Origin of the sequence: Pseudomonas sp. PB120 (assembly GCF_009761815.1) — a bacterium.
In the GTDB taxonomy this organism is placed as follows: domain Bacteria; phylum Pseudomonadota; class Gammaproteobacteria; order Pseudomonadales; family Pseudomonadaceae; genus Aquipseudomonas.
Map to the genome: position 1 here is coordinate 1 of NZ_RWIN01000123.1, position 13,946 is coordinate 13,946.

Sequence of the window (13,946 nt, forward strand, 5' to 3'; positions counted from 1 at the left end):
GATGGCGGCGTTACAGTCAGCATCGCGGTGACTGACCCACCGCCATCGCGAGCAGGCTCGCTCCCACAGGGTCTGGTGTTGAAATCGGGATGTAAAAAAGCCCCGGCGATTGCTCGTCGGGGCTTTAGGCATTTCAACAGGCATCAATGCCCGCCGAGATAAGCGTTACGCACCTCCTCGTTGACCAGCAGCTCCTTGCCAGTGCCCGTGAGGCGTATTTCGCCGTTGACCATCACGTAGGCCCGGTCCGACAGCTTCAAGGCGTGGTTGGCGTTCTGCTCGACCAGGAAGATGGTCATCCCGGTGCTCGCCAGCTCGCGCAGGGTCGCGAAGATCTGCTTCACCACGATCGGCGCCAGCCCAAGGCTCGGCTCATCGAGCAACAGCAGCTTTGGACGGCTCATCAATGCACGGGCGATGGCGAGCATTTGCTGCTCACCGCCAGACATGGTCATGGCCCGTTGGGTGCGCCGTTCCTTGAGCCGTGGAAACAGCTCGAACATGCGCTGCATGTCCTCGGTGGCGTATTTGTCACCGATGGGAATGGTGCCCATCAGCAAGTTTTCCTCGACGGTCATGTCGGGGAATACCCGCCGGCCTTCCGGCGATTGTGCGATGCCGTTAGACGCGATGTAGTGGGACGATTTGTGCGTGATGTCCACACCCTGATAGACGATCTGACCGTCCGCCGCCCGCGGCTGACCGAAGATCGACATCAGCAGGGTCGACTTGCCGGCACCATTGGAGCCGATAAGGCTGACGGTCTCACCTTCATTGATGTGCAGCGACACTTTCTTCAGGGCCTGGATCGGCCCGTAAAACACATCCAGTTCCTTGAGTTCGAGGATGGGTTGACTCATAGCACCACTTCCTCTTCATCCGCGCCCAGATAGGCCGCAATCACTTTCGGATCGTTTCGAATCGCATCGGGGCCGCCCTCGGCAATAACGATGCCGTGGTCCAGCACCACGATGTGGTCGGAAATACTCATGACCATGCCCATGTCGTGTTCGATCAACACCACGGTCAAATCGTGCTCGTCACGCAGCAGCCGGATCATTGCGCTCAGCGCTTCGGTTTCCTGAGGGTTGAGGCCTGCGGCCGGTTCGTCGAGGCAGATGATCTGCGGCCGCGTGCACATGGCCCGGGCGATTTCCAGGCGGCGCTGCTGGCCGTAGGACAGTTCACCGGCGAGACGGTTGGCGCAGTCCACCAGGTCCACGACTTCCAGCCAGTAGAAGGCGTGATCCAGCGCATCGCTTTCGGCCTTGCGGTAGCCCTTGGTGTTGAGAATGCCGGCCAGCATGTTGCGATTGACCCACATATGCTGGGCAACCAGCAGGTTTTCCAGCACCGACATTTCCTTGAACAGGCGAATGTTCTGGAAGGTCCGCGCCAGCCCTGCCCGGTTCACCAGGTGGGTGCCGCCAAACGCCTTGTAGAACAGTCGGCTGGCGAAGGATTTTGGCGAGACAAAATCAGTCGGCTTGAACGATTCGCCCAGCAGCTTGATGACGTTGGTCCGTTCGCCACGTACGTTGAGTTCGATCTTGCCGCCCGAGGCCTTGTAGAAGCCCGTCAGGCAGTTGAACACCGTGGTTTTGCCGGCACCGTTGGGGCCGATCAGGGCGAAGATCGAGTTGCGGTGGACTTTGAGGCTGACATCGCTCAATGCCTTGATGCCGCCGAAGTGCATCATCAGTTTCTCGACCGAGAGTACGACTTCGCTCATGGCGCTACTCCTTTACGCGGGGTCACACCGGTACGGCTGATCCGAATCAGGCCGCGCGGTCGCCAGATCATCATCAACACCATCAGGATGCCGAACAGCAATACGCGGTATTCGGCGAAGCCACGCAGCAGTTCCGGGGCAACCGTCAGCACGAACGCCGCGATCACCACGCCAATGGTCGAACCCATGCCGCCGAGCACCACGATGGCCAGAATCAATGCCGACTCGAAAAAGGTGAACGAGGTCGGGTTGACGAAGCCTTGGTACGTGGCGAAGAACACACCCGCCAGACCGGCCGTCGATGCACCGATGGTGAATGCCGAGAGTTTGACCAGCACGTGGTTCAGGCCCATGGAGCGGCAAGCGATTTCATCTTCACGCAGCGCTTCCCAGGCGCGACCGACCGGCATACGGGTCAAGCGATGCTTGATGTACAGCACGGCCAGCACCACCAGGAACAACACCGCATAGATGAAGTAGTACTTCACGTCCGGGTTGTAGGCGATGCCGAAAAACTCATGGAACGGGATGCCACCGTCCTTTGCCCGTTTGCCGAATTCCAGGCCGAAGAAGGTCGGCAGCGGTGCCGGCATGCCGTTCGGGCCCCCCGTCAGCGACAACCAGTTGTTGAGGATCAGCCGGATGATTTCACCGAAGCCCAGGGTCACGATCGCCAGGTAGTCACCGTGCAGTCGCAGTACCGGGAAACCGAGGATGCAACCGGCCAGCCCCGCCGTGATCGCCGCCAGCGGCAGTACGGTCCAGAACCCCAGGCCCAGGTATTGATAACCGAGCGCCAGTCCATAGGCGCCGATGGCATAAAACGCCACGTAACCCAGGTCGAGCAGGCCGGCGAGGCCGACCACGATGTTCAGGCCCAGGCCCAACAGCACGTAGATCAACCCGAGGATGACCACGCCCAGCAGGTAGGAGTTGGAGAAAAACGGGAACACCACGGCAATGACGATCATCAACGGGATGATCCAGCGCAGCCGGGATTTGTAATCGGGCGGCAGTACATGAACCCCGGAACCGGTGGTTTCAAAGCCTTCGAGGATTTTCAGGCCCTTGGGGGTTTGCAGGAACAGGCTCAGGGCAAAGCGACCGGCCATGACGATGGCGACAATCCACGCCACGCGAGTCGGTTCCAGGTTGAAGCCGTAGCCGTCGAGGACCACGCCGACAATCGGACCGAACACAATCAGGGCGACAAGACCGGCAAGAATCGCGTCAACCAGGCTTCTTTTGACATCAATGGTTTTTTTAGTGGTTGAAGACATCGCTTACACCTTCGACACAAGAGGACGGCCGAGCAGGCCTTGGGGCCGAAAGACCAGAACGAGAACGAGCAGCGAGAAGCTGAAAACGTCTTTGTAGTCCGAGTTCACCAGACCAGAGAACAGCGACTCGGAGATCCCGAGAATGATCCCGCCAAGCATCGCGCCAGGCAGCGAGCCGATCCCGCCGAGTACCGCCGCGGTGAAGGCCTTGATGCCAATGACGAAGCCGGCGTAGAAGTCGAACGTGCCGTAGTTCATGGTGATCAGCACGCCAGCCAGGGCCGCCATCGCTGCACCGATGATGAACACGTAAGAGATCACGCGGTCGGTGTTGATCCCGAGGATCGAAGCCATCTTGCGGTCTTGCTGGGTCGCGCGGCACATGCGGCCGAGCTTGGTGTACTTGATGACGTAGGTCAGCAGGGCCATCCCGGCAAACGCGGCGACCAGGATGAAGATCTTGGTGTAGGTGAGCTGGACGAAGCCGGTCCCGACTTCAACGCGCCATGCGCCGGTAAGCAATGTTGGAACGCCTTGTTGACGGGCGCCCTGGGCGATCTGTGCATAGTTTTGCAGGATCAGCGAGATACCGATGGCGCTGATCAGCGGTGCCAGTCGTGTGGAGTTGCGTAGCGGTTTGTAGGCAACACGCTCGATGACCCAGCCATACACCGCCGTAACGACGATGGTGAAGACCAGTGTGCCGAGCATCAGCAGAGGGAAGGATTCGATACCGAAGTATGCCAGCAGAGCCAGACTGATCGCCGCGAGGTACGCAGAAATCATATAAACCTCGCCATGGGCGAAGTTGATCATGCCGATGATGCCATAAACCATTGTGTAGCCGATGGCGATCAGGCCATAGACCGACCCGAGGGTCAGGCCGTTGACCAGTTGCTGCAGGAAAATACCATCCATAACGCAATCTCACGCATTTGAGAGACTGCACAGAAGCCGGGTGCGACGGACCGGGGTTCAGCCACCCGCGCAACACGCTTGTGTGCAGCTCTACGAGAAAAGACAGACGAGTTAAAGGTGCACTCGATCTTTGTGGCGAGGGAGCTTGCTCCCGCTGGGGCGCGAAGCGTCCCCTTATTAAGGACCGCTACGCAGTCCAGCGGGAGCAAGCTCCCTCGCCACAGGCCGGCTACACGCTCATATCACTTCTGTTTTTCCAGTTGGTGGTATTTGCCGTCCTTGTCCCACTGGTAAACCACGTAGTCGGAGATTTTCAAGTCGCCCTTGGCGTCCCAGGTCTTCTCGCCCATCACGGTTTTGACCGGGTGCGATTTCAGCCATTTGGCTGCGTCTTCACCCTTGTTGGACTTGGCGCCGTTGAAGGCAGCCGCCAAGGTCTGGACCGAAGCGTAGGCGTACAGGGTGTAGCCTTCTGGCTCGGTGCCAGCCTTACGGAAAGCGTCTACCACGGTCTTGCTGTCTGGCAGCAGGCGTGGGTCGGCGCCGAAGGTCATCAGGACGCCGTCAACGTATTGCGGGCCGCCAGCGGTGGTTACCAGTTCGTCGGTCACGATGCCGTCGTCGGACATGAATTTCACGTCTTTCAGGCCTTCGGTACGCAGTTGTTTAACCAGTGGACCGGCTTCCGGGTGCAGGCCGCCGAAGTAGACCACGTCGGCACCGGCCGCACGGATCTTGGTCACTACGGCGCTGAAGTCTTTCTCACCGCGGGTCAGGCCTTCATACAGCACTGGCGTCACGCCGCGCTTGACCAGTTGAGCCTTGGTGGCATCCGCCAGGCCTTGGCCGTAGGTGTCCTTGTCGTGCAGCACGGCAACTTTCTTGCCCTTGAGCACGTCGACGATGTAGTCGCCGGCCACTATGCCTTGCTGGTCGTCACGCCCGCACATACGGAACATGGCGCTCAGGCCGCGTTCGGTCACTTGTGGGTTGGTGGAACCTGGAGTGATTGCGATGATGCCCGCTTCGTCGTAGATCTCGGAAGCCGGAATGGTCGACGACGAGCAGAAGTGACCGACGACGCCGGCAACTTTCTGGTTGGTCAGGTCCTTGGCGACCGTCACAGCCTGCTTCGGTTCGCAGGCGTCATCGCCCTTGACCAGTACGATTTTTTCCCCGTTGACGCCGCCCGCCGCGTTCACCGCGTCGGCTGCAGCCTGTGCACCCTTCATGTACTGCTCGCCGAATGCGGCGTTGGCGCCCGTCATCGGACCGGCCACACCGATTTTCACATCAGCCTGTGCAAACGCAGAAACACCCAACGCAGCTGCCACTGCGAGGGCCAGAAAGCCTTTCTTGTAAAACGTCTGGGACATGAGGTGGTGCTCCAAGGTTTTTTTTAGTTGGCACTGCGACTTCACTGAATGCTCAGAGCAAGGGCCGTGCCATCGGTTTTTTATTCTGAAAAAAGTCGCTGCTTTATTGTTATTTCGACTGTTTTGTTCCCATTTTCATTGGGCGTGCAACCGTCTAAACCGCGGAAGGTGAAACCATTTATTTTAAAAGGCGCAACCCTCCTGCGCCATCATTGCAACCGCGGCGCTAAACGGCGTGCAACCAGCCTGTAACAACGTGCGTCACCGAAGTGCACACTGCTGGTGCGGGACTGCTACAACCCGCACCATACACAGGCTAGTCGCTGCGCCGAAAAGCGCCGCTTTCCGCAACAAATTTCAACAATCAGATGACGATCCGCAAGCACTGGCCTGCGTGATACAGCGAGAATCCGGCCTCATACAAACAGCTGCGCAAACCCACCCCTGCGAGCGGCTGCATCGGTGCAAAAGGGATTGGCAAGGCCTGAGGATTTCCGTTACACAAGTAGTCGGCAAAGGCTTTGCCGACCACTGTACCCGTCGTCACACCGCGTCCGTTGTAACCGGTGACGGCCACCAAGCCGGGCGCCGGCTCGAACAGTCGCATCAAATGATCAGGGGTGAACGCAATGCAACCAGTCCAGGTGCATTCCCACTCCACCGGTTTCAGGTACGGAAAATAGTGCTGCTGCACCCGGTCGGCCCAGGCCTTCAGGAACCAGGCCGGTTTCTGATTGCCATTGCCGAGGCTGCCCAGCAGCAGGCGCCCGTCCTGATCGCGACGAATGCTGCTGAGGACCTGGCGAGTGTCCCAGGAACCCTGGCCGCCGGGCAGGATTTGCTGTGCCGCGTCTTCGGTCAGCGGAACCGACGCGACCTGGTAGTAGTAACCGGGGAAAAAATTACGCCGCAACTCGGTCCAGTCGCCTTCCGTGTAGGCGTTGGAGGCAATGACCACCTTCTCGGCCAGCACCGAACCCTGCGCGGTCTGGACGGACCATTTCGGGCCCTGACGTTCGAGGCGGGTCACCGGAGAGTGATCGAACAACTGACCGCCGAGGCCGATGGCCGCTTTGGCCAACCCCGTGGTGTAAGCCATTGGGTTGAGCGTGCCAGCACGCTTGTCGAGCAGCGCAGCAGCGATTTTCTGGGTGCCCGTCGCCTGTTCGCAGGCTTTTCCGGTCAACAGCTCGACCGGTGCCCCGCGACGTTTCCACTGTTCTTCGCGACTGCGCAGATCGGCTTCGCCACGGGCGTTGTGCGCCATGTGCAGCGTACCTTCGCGGCGCAACTGGCAATCGATGTTGTACTTGTCCACAAGGCTGAACACCAGCGACGGCGCGGCGCCCAGCATGCGGTTGAGCTGACTGCCGACCGCTTCGCCAAACCCGGCTTCTATCTCGTCCGGTGGAATCCACATCCCGGCGTTGACCAGCCCGACGTTGCGCCCCGAACCACCATGACCGGCGCGGTGTGCTTCCAGCACGCAAACGGTTTTGCCTTGTTCCAGCAGATGCACCGCCGCCGACAACCCGGTAAATCCGGCGCCGACGACGCAGACATCAACCGTTACCTCGCCCTTGAGCGCCGCATTATCGGGCCTTTGCGGCGTCAGTTTTTCCCACAGACACTCTTCGCGTAACGGCATTGCCAGACTCCAACAGAAACCTAACCAACACACAGATCAATGTGGATGAACTCTGTGGCGAGGGGATTTATCCCCGTTGGACTGCGTAGCAGTCCCATTTTTTGGGGCCGCTTCGCAGCCCAACGGGGATAAATCCCCTCGCCACAAAAGCTCGCTCCTACAAGGGGATTTTCATTCAACCCGAATATCAGTCGAACGTGATCCCCTGCGCCAACGGCAACTCCAGCGAATAGTTCACGGTGTTGGTCTGACGACGCATGTAACCGCGCCATGCATCGGAGCCCGACTCACGGCCGCCGCCGGTTTCTTTCTCGCCGCCAAACGCGCCGCCGATTTCCGCGCCGCTCGGGCCGATGTTGACGTTGGCGATGCCGCAGTCGCTGCCGACCGCCGACATGAACTGCTCGGCTTCACGCACGTCTGTGGTGAAAATGCAGGACGACAGGCCTTGTGGCACGGCGTTGTTCAGGCGCAGGGCGTCATCGAAATCCTTGTAACCGACCACGTACAGGATCGGCGCGAAGGTTTCGTGGCACACCACTTCGCTTTGCTCCGGCATTTCAACAATGGCCGGCGCAACGTAGTAAGCATTAGGGAATTTGTCTTCCAGCTGACGCTTGCCGCCGAATACCCGGCCGCCTTCGCTCAACGCCTGTTCCAGCGCGTCCTGCATGTTGTCGAAGCTGTGTTTGTCGATCAGCGGGCCGATCAGGTTGCCCTCAAGCGGGTGACCGATGCGAACTTTGGAATAGGCAGCCTTGAGGCGGGTAACGATTTCTTCCTTCACCGACTCATGGGCAATCAGGCGACGCAGGGTGGTGCATCGCTGGCCAGCCGTGCCGACGGCGCTGAACAGGATGGCGCGAACGGCCATGTCCAGGTCGGCGCTTGGACCGAGGATCATCGCGTTGTTGCCGCCGAGCTCGAGAATGCTGCGAGCGAAACGTGCGGCGATTTTCGGCGCCACTTCACGCCCCATGCGGGTGCTGCCGGTGGCGCTGATCAGCGCGACACGCGGGTCATCCACCAGCGCTTCGCCAGCGTCGCGACCGCCGATGATCACTTGGCTCAGGTGCGGAGGCGCGTCGCTGAAGTTTTTCAGCACACGGTCAAACAACGCCTGGCAGGCCAGTGCGGTCAACGGGGTTTTTTCCGACGGTTTCCAGATCACCGGGTTGCCGCAAACCAGCGCCAGCGTGGTGTTCCAGGCCCAGACCGCCACCGGGAAGTTGAACGCGCTGATCACACCGACGACGCCCAGCGGGTGCCAGGTTTCGCGCATGTGGTGGCCAGGACGCTCGGACGCGATGGTCAAGCCGTACAGTTGACGGGACAGACCGACGGCGAAATCGCAGATATCGATCATTTCCTGAACTTCACCCAGGCCTTCCTGAGTGATCTTGCCCGCTTCCCAGGACACCAGCTCGCCGAGGTCGGCCTTGTATTCGCGCAAAATGTCGCCCAGTTGACGCACCAGCTCGCCACGGCGTGGCGCCGGGACCTTGCGCCACAGTTCGAACGCATGATCGGCACGACTGATGTGCTGCTCGACTTCGGCGGCACCTTCCCAGTTCACGGCGGCAATCTGGCTGCCATCGATCGGCGAATGCACCGGCACTTTGCCGTTCTGGTACAGGGCCGGGTTCACACCAAGACGATCAAGCAATGCGGCAACCATGGGTCACTCCTCAAGCAAAAAACAGAAATCGTGCAGCCGTCATGACACGGCTGATCAGACCTGTAGTTTTAGCGCTCTGGAGGTTACCCAACAAACGACCTTTAAGAGAGATATCATTCCGTTTATTCATGCTGCGAATTGCTGGTAAGAAAGAAACAAGAAAAAGGACACCCCATGCTGAATAAACGCTACCTGCCGTCGATCACTGCCCTGCAGTGTTTCGAGGCCGTGACCCGGCATTTGAGTTTCACACGGGCCGCCGAAGAGCTGAACCTGACCCAGAGCGCGGTCAGCAAACAGGTCGCGCAACTGGAAGAGTTGTTGCAGCACTTGTTGTTTCGCCGGGTGCGCCGACGCCTGCAAATGACCCCGGCCGGCGATCTGTACCTGGTGGAAGTACGAAAAATCCTCACACAGGTTGAGATGTCGACCCATTACCTGCGTTCCTACGGCGGTGACACCGAAGTATTGCGCGTGTCCACGCCGCCAACCTTTGGCGCACGCTGGCTGGTACCCCGCCTGAAAGGCTGGCGCCTGCGCCACCCGTCGATCCACCTGGACCTGTGCAGCGAGCAGGAAGCCGACGATCTGCTGCAAGGCCGCAGCGACCTGGCCTTCTACTTCGGCCAGGGATCACGCCCCGGCACTGAATGCCTGAAGCTGTTCAGCGAAGAACTGGTGCCCGTCTGTGCTCCCGGCAGCCTGCCGGAGAAGCCGTTCACCGATCCGACCCAGCTCACCGACCTGGTCCTCCTGCAAAACGCCTCACGCCCTCAGGCCTGGCACGACTGGTTCGACAGTCAGGGCTACCACACCGAGCACAGCTACCACGGCCCGCGCTTCGAAACCTTCTACATGTGTATCCGCGCGGCCCAGGTCGGCTGCGGCGTAGCGCTGTTGCCGCGGTTTCTGGTGGAAGAGGAATTGGCCGACGGCAAACTGGTCATTCCCTGGAAGCATGCGATGCCGAGCAGCGATGCCTATTACCTGGCCTACCCGGAGCATTCGGCGGAAGTGCCCAAGGTCCGGGACTTTGTGAAGTGGATGCTGGAGCAGATTGATAGCCCGGATGCACCGCAAATTTAAGATTTCACACAAACCCTGTGGGAGCGAGCCTGCTCGCGATAGCGGTGGCACAGTCAATATGGATGTTGAATTTGACACCGCCATCGCGAGCAGGCTCGCTCCCACAGGGATCTGCTGCGGTCTAAAAAATCGCTGGCAATCCTCACCATCGATATGCGCCACTAGCGCCAATGATTGATATCGCGCTGAGCCGCGGCCCGTCTGGAGAACCCCGTTATGAGCGAGAATGTGTTTGCCGATCGCATCGTGCAGAACCTGCTCGACACCGACTTCTACAAACTGACGATGATGCAGGCGGTGCTGCATAACTACCCGAACGTAGAAGTCGAATGGGAGTTTCGTTGCCGTAACAGTGAGGATTTGCGCCCGTACCTGGCGGAGATCCGTTTTCAGATCGAGCGCCTGGCCGAGTTGAGCCTGACCGCCGACCAGTTGAATTTCATGGAGCGCATCAGCTTCATGAAGCCGGACTTCCTGCGTTTTCTCGGGTTGTTCCGCTTCAACCTGCGTTACGTCCACACCGGAATCGAAAACGGCGAGTTGTTCATCCGTCTGCGCGGGCCGTGGTTGCATGTGATCCTGTTCGAAGTGCCGCTGCTGTCCATCGTCAGCGAGGTGCGCAACCGCTATCGCTACCGGGAAGTCGTCCTGGGGCAGGCCCGCGAGCAGCTCTATCGCAAGTTCGACTGGTTGACCGCCAACGCCAGCAGCGAAGAATTGTCCGAGTTGCAGGTCGCCGATTTCGGCACGCGTCGGCGCTTTTCGTACCGCGTGCAGGAAGAAGTGGTGAATGTGCTCAAGCACGACTTCCCCGGGCGTTTCGTCGGTACCAGCAACGTTCATCTGTCGCGGGAACTGGACATGAAGCCGCTGGGCACCATGGCCCACGAATGGATCATGGCGCACCAGCAACTCGGCCCCCGATTGATCGACAGCCAGATTGCCGCACTCGATTGCTGGGTTCGCGAATACCGTGGATTGCTGGGGATCGCCCTCACTGACTGCATCACTACCGATGCCTTTCTCAGCGATTTCGATCTGTATTTCGCCAAGCTGTTTGACGGCCTGCGGCATGACTCCGGTGATCCCGTGCTTTGGGCGGAAAAGGCCATCGCGCACTACCACAAGCTTGGCATCGACCCGATGAGCAAGACGCTGGTGTTCTCCGACAGCCTGACGCTGCCCAAGTCTCTTGAGATATTTCGGGCGTTACGCGGTCGGATCAATGTCAGCTTTGGTATCGGCACCAACCTGACGTGCGATATTCCGGGTGTCGAACCGATGAGCATCGTGCTTAAAATGGCGGCCTGCAACGGTCAACCCGTGGCAAAGATTTCCGATGAGCCTGGCAAGACTCACTGCAAAGACCCGAATTTCGTCGCTTATTTGCGACATGTTTTCAAAGTACCTGCCGCCCTTTCCAGCACACCCAGTATTTCCAGCAAGGAGTGAATTCATGCAAGCCGTACAGCGTGAGATTGCCGAGCAGCTCAAGGTTCAACCGCCGTTTGCCGACCACGCCGCCCTCGCAGCGGAAGTGGCCCGACGCATCAGCTTCATCCAGGATTGTCTGGTCAATTCCGGGCTCAAGACGCTGGTGCTGGGCATCAGCGGCGGCGTTGATTCGCTGACCGCCGGCCTGCTGGCCCAGCGCGCCATGCGCGAACTGCGCGCCAGCACCGGTGATGACAGCTACAAGTTCATCGCCGTGCGCCTGCCGTACGAAACCCAGTTCGATGAGCACGACGCACAGGCTTCTGTGGATTTCATTGCCCCGGATGAGCGTCACACGGTCAACATCGGCCCGGCGGTCAAGTCCCTGGCCAACGAAGTCGCAGCGTTCGAAGGCAAACACGCGGTCTCAGTGGATTTCGTACTCGGCAACACCAAGGCGCGGATGCGCATGGTTGCCCAGTACACCATCGCCGGGGCAGCGCAGGGCCTGGTGATCGGCACCGACCACGCGGCGGAAGCGGTGATGGGTTTTTTCACCAAGTTTGGCGATGGTGCTTGCGACCTGGCCCCGTTGAGCGGCCTGGTGAAGAATCAGGTCCGGGACATCGCCCGCAGCTTTGGTGCGCCTGAGTCGCTGGTGGAAAAAATCCCTACGGCCGACCTGGAAGACTTGTCGCCGGGGAAACCGGACGAAGCGTCCCATGGCGTGACTTATGCCGAGATCGACGCGTTTCTGCACGGCGAACCGGTGCGCGAGGAAGCGTTCAAAATCATCTGCGACACGTACAGGAAAACTCATCACAAGCGTGTGATGCCGTTCGCGCCTTGAGTTTATGGGTGTCTGCACTGACGCCATCGCGAGCAGGCTCGCTCCCACAGGATCCTCTGTCGATCACAGATCCAATGTGGGAGCGAGCCTGCTCGCGATGAACGATGACTTGGTCAAAAGCCAGGCACAAAAAAAGCGTCCGACATGGACGCTTTTTTCATGGGCGCGATTTGCTTACTTCAGGGTAACCGTGCCTTTCATCATCGAGATGTGGCCCGGGAACGAGCAGAAGAAGCCGTACTTCTCGGCAGCATCCAGCTTCGACACATCAAAGGTCACCGAGTCGGTTTCATTGGCGCCGATGATTTTGGTGTGAGCGATGACGCGCGCGTCGCCTTCTTTCAAGTAGTTCTTGTCGATGCCGGCGCTCAGGCCGTCGGTGGCGATCGGCTGCATGTCAGCTTCTTTGCTGAGCACCCAGTTATGGCCCATCACGTTTTTCGGCAGGTTGCCGGAGTGGGTCAGTTCTACGGTGAAGGTCTTGCAGCTTTTGTCGATTTCAATGGCCTTGGTGTTGAAGGACATCTGATCTGTGGAGTCGATAGTGGTCTTGCACTCGGCAGCCATCAATTGACTGCTGGCCAGTGTCAGCAGGGATACCGCAACAAGTTTGGCAAACATGGTGAATCTCCAAGGCTTGGTTAACAAAAGTGCGAATGGACAGAAGACTGCCTGAAAACTTCGCAAGTTCCTATGACTTGCATCAAAAATTGTATACAACTTTCAAGCTATGACACCCATCGAAACAATCTACCAGCCAGACGTCTGGAGCGGCCCTATCCTCTAATCATCATCCCATGTGAGGAGCGTCTGTCATGTTCATCAACAGTCTTTTGTGCAGTTTGCTTGCCGCTTACGCCTGCGGCGCCAGTGGTACCTATGAAACGCCCCAGCGCGAAGTTTAGACCTTGGAGCACCGCGCCCCAGCCTTTACTCTGTGACCATCCTGACCATGGAGTAAGGCATGTCTTTAGCGTCCGTTTGTGTATTTTGCGGTGCCAGCACTGGCACCAACCCGGCTTATCGTGAAGCGGCCGTGGCTCTCGGGAGCGCATTGGCCGAGCGTAAGCTGACGTTAGTCTATGGCGGCGGCGCCGTCGGGCTGATGGGGATCGTGGCCGATGCCGCACTGGCGGCGGGTGGCGAGGTGATCGGGATCATCCCGCAAAGCCTGAAAGACAAGGAAATCGGCCACAGCGGCCTGACTCGCCTGGAAGTGGTCGATGGCATGCACGCGCGCAAGGCTCGAATGGCCGAGCTCAGCGACGCATTCATCGCGCTGCCCGGTGGCCTGGGCACCCTGGAAGAACTGTTTGAAGTCTGGACCTGGGGCCAACTCGGCTACCACGGCAAACCGCTGGGGCTGCTGGAAGTGAACGGTTTCTACAGCAAGTTGACCGCTTTTCTCGATCATATCGTCGGCGAAGGCTTCGTTCGCGAACCACACCGTGACATGCTGCAAGTGAGCGGATCGCCGCACACCCTGCTCAATGCACTGGACGCCTGGCAGCCGTCGGTACAGCCAAAATGGGCCGAGCAAAAACCCAGCTAACGGCTCGGCACCGATACAGGGCAGAATATGCGCCGCTCAACCTCACCTTCGACCCAAGAGGATCGCCCATGGCTAAACCTAATTATTCCTTCGCCAAACGTCAGAGAGACTTGGCCAAGGAGCAGAAGAAAGAGGAAAAGCTTCAGCGCAAGAAAGCTACAGCTGAAGAAGATGCCGCCGCACTGAACCCCGATGCAGAAGGTGAAGTGGCCGCAGAAAGTGATGTTGATGCACCGAAAGATCAGGCCCCCGACGCCTGAGACCCTCAGGGCCCGATGATCTGATCAGGCCCACCGGATCTGTGTCCTTGTAGGAGCGAGCTTGCTCGCGAAGATATCAAAGACAGCGCGTTTTTCCAGACAGGGCGCGTCATCGTTGACGTCCATCGCGAG

General features: G+C 59.1%; 13 protein-coding genes. 5 read left to right on the forward strand and 8 right to left on the reverse strand.

Annotated features, from left to right (window positions below; all coding sequences use genetic code 11):
• Positions 1–143 precede the first annotated feature (143 nt).
• The 7 genes from EJA72_RS22650 to EJA72_RS22680 all read right to left on the reverse strand — a co-directional run bounded on the left by EJA72_RS22650 (position 144) and on the right by EJA72_RS22680 (position 8,632).
• The gene (locus tag EJA72_RS22650; RefSeq protein WP_157713878.1) at positions 144–860 is read right to left on the reverse strand and encodes an ABC transporter ATP-binding protein; all 717 of its coding nucleotides are present in this window, start codon (positions 858–860) and stop codon (positions 144–146) included.
• A complete protein-coding gene (locus tag EJA72_RS22655) occupies positions 857–1,732 on the reverse strand; it encodes an ATP-binding cassette domain-containing protein (protein ID WP_157713880.1) in 876 nt (291 codons plus the stop codon). The genes EJA72_RS22650 and EJA72_RS22655 overlap by 4 nt, the downstream gene beginning before the upstream one ends.
• Positions 1,729–3,012: a high-affinity branched-chain amino acid ABC transporter permease LivM gene (gene livM, locus EJA72_RS22660; RefSeq protein WP_157713882.1), complete on the reverse strand. Its 1,284-nt coding sequence runs from the start codon at positions 3,010–3,012 to the stop codon at positions 1,729–1,731. Before livM ends, EJA72_RS22655 begins: the two co-directional genes overlap by 4 nt.
• Before the next feature lie 3 nt (positions 3,013–3,015).
• Positions 3,016–3,930, reverse strand: a complete 915-nt coding sequence (locus EJA72_RS22665; protein WP_059405789.1) for a branched-chain amino acid ABC transporter permease — start codon at positions 3,928–3,930, stop codon at positions 3,016–3,018.
• 242 nt (positions 3,931–4,172) lie between these two features.
• Complete coding sequence (locus tag EJA72_RS22670) at positions 4,173–5,306, reverse strand: branched-chain amino acid ABC transporter substrate-binding protein (RefSeq protein ID WP_157713884.1); 1,134 nt, start codon at positions 5,304–5,306, stop codon at positions 4,173–4,175.
• 364 nt (positions 5,307–5,670) lie between these two features.
• Positions 5,671–6,954: an FAD-binding oxidoreductase gene (locus tag EJA72_RS22675; RefSeq protein ID WP_157713886.1), complete on the reverse strand. Its 1,284-nt coding sequence runs from the start codon at positions 6,952–6,954 to the stop codon at positions 5,671–5,673.
• A gap of 187 nt (positions 6,955–7,141) precedes the next feature.
• A complete protein-coding gene (locus tag EJA72_RS22680) occupies positions 7,142–8,632 on the reverse strand; it encodes an aldehyde dehydrogenase family protein (RefSeq protein ID WP_157713888.1) in 1,491 nt (496 codons plus the stop codon).
• 174 nt (positions 8,633–8,806) lie between these two features.
• Between EJA72_RS22680 and EJA72_RS22685 the strand changes: the two genes are divergently transcribed.
• From EJA72_RS22685 to nadE, 3 genes are all read left to right on the forward strand, one after another.
• A complete protein-coding gene (locus EJA72_RS22685) occupies positions 8,807–9,718 on the forward strand; it encodes a LysR family transcriptional regulator (protein ID WP_157713890.1) in 912 nt (303 codons plus the stop codon).
• Between the two features lie 216 nt (positions 9,719–9,934).
• Positions 9,935–11,170 carry a nicotinate phosphoribosyltransferase gene (gene pncB, locus EJA72_RS22690; protein ID WP_157713892.1) on the forward strand — a complete coding sequence of 412 codons (1,236 nt, stop codon included), beginning with the start codon at positions 9,935–9,937 and terminating at the stop codon, positions 11,168–11,170.
• A gap of 4 nt (positions 11,171–11,174) precedes the next feature.
• Positions 11,175–12,002 (forward strand): ammonia-dependent NAD(+) synthetase, encoded by an 828-nt coding sequence (gene nadE / locus EJA72_RS22695; protein WP_157713894.1) that lies wholly within the window; start codon positions 11,175–11,177, stop codon positions 12,000–12,002.
• A 174-nt stretch (positions 12,003–12,176) separates the two neighbouring features.
• On the opposite strand, the gene azu is transcribed toward nadE, so the two are convergent.
• On the reverse strand, positions 12,177–12,623 hold the full coding sequence (azu, locus tag EJA72_RS22700) for an azurin (protein ID WP_157713896.1): 447 nt from the start codon (positions 12,621–12,623) through the stop codon (positions 12,177–12,179).
• Positions 12,624–12,966: 343 nt separating this feature from the next.
• Here azu and EJA72_RS22705 point away from each other — a divergent pair, with 343 nt between their 5' ends.
• Positions 12,967–13,554 carry a TIGR00730 family Rossman fold protein gene (locus tag EJA72_RS22705; RefSeq protein WP_157713898.1) on the forward strand — a complete coding sequence of 196 codons (588 nt, stop codon included), beginning with the start codon at positions 12,967–12,969 and terminating at the stop codon, positions 13,552–13,554.
• Between the two features lie 68 nt (positions 13,555–13,622).
• On the forward strand, positions 13,623–13,814 hold the full coding sequence (locus EJA72_RS22710) for a hypothetical protein (protein WP_157713900.1): 192 nt from the start codon (positions 13,623–13,625) through the stop codon (positions 13,812–13,814).
• Positions 13,815–13,946 lie beyond the last annotated feature (132 nt).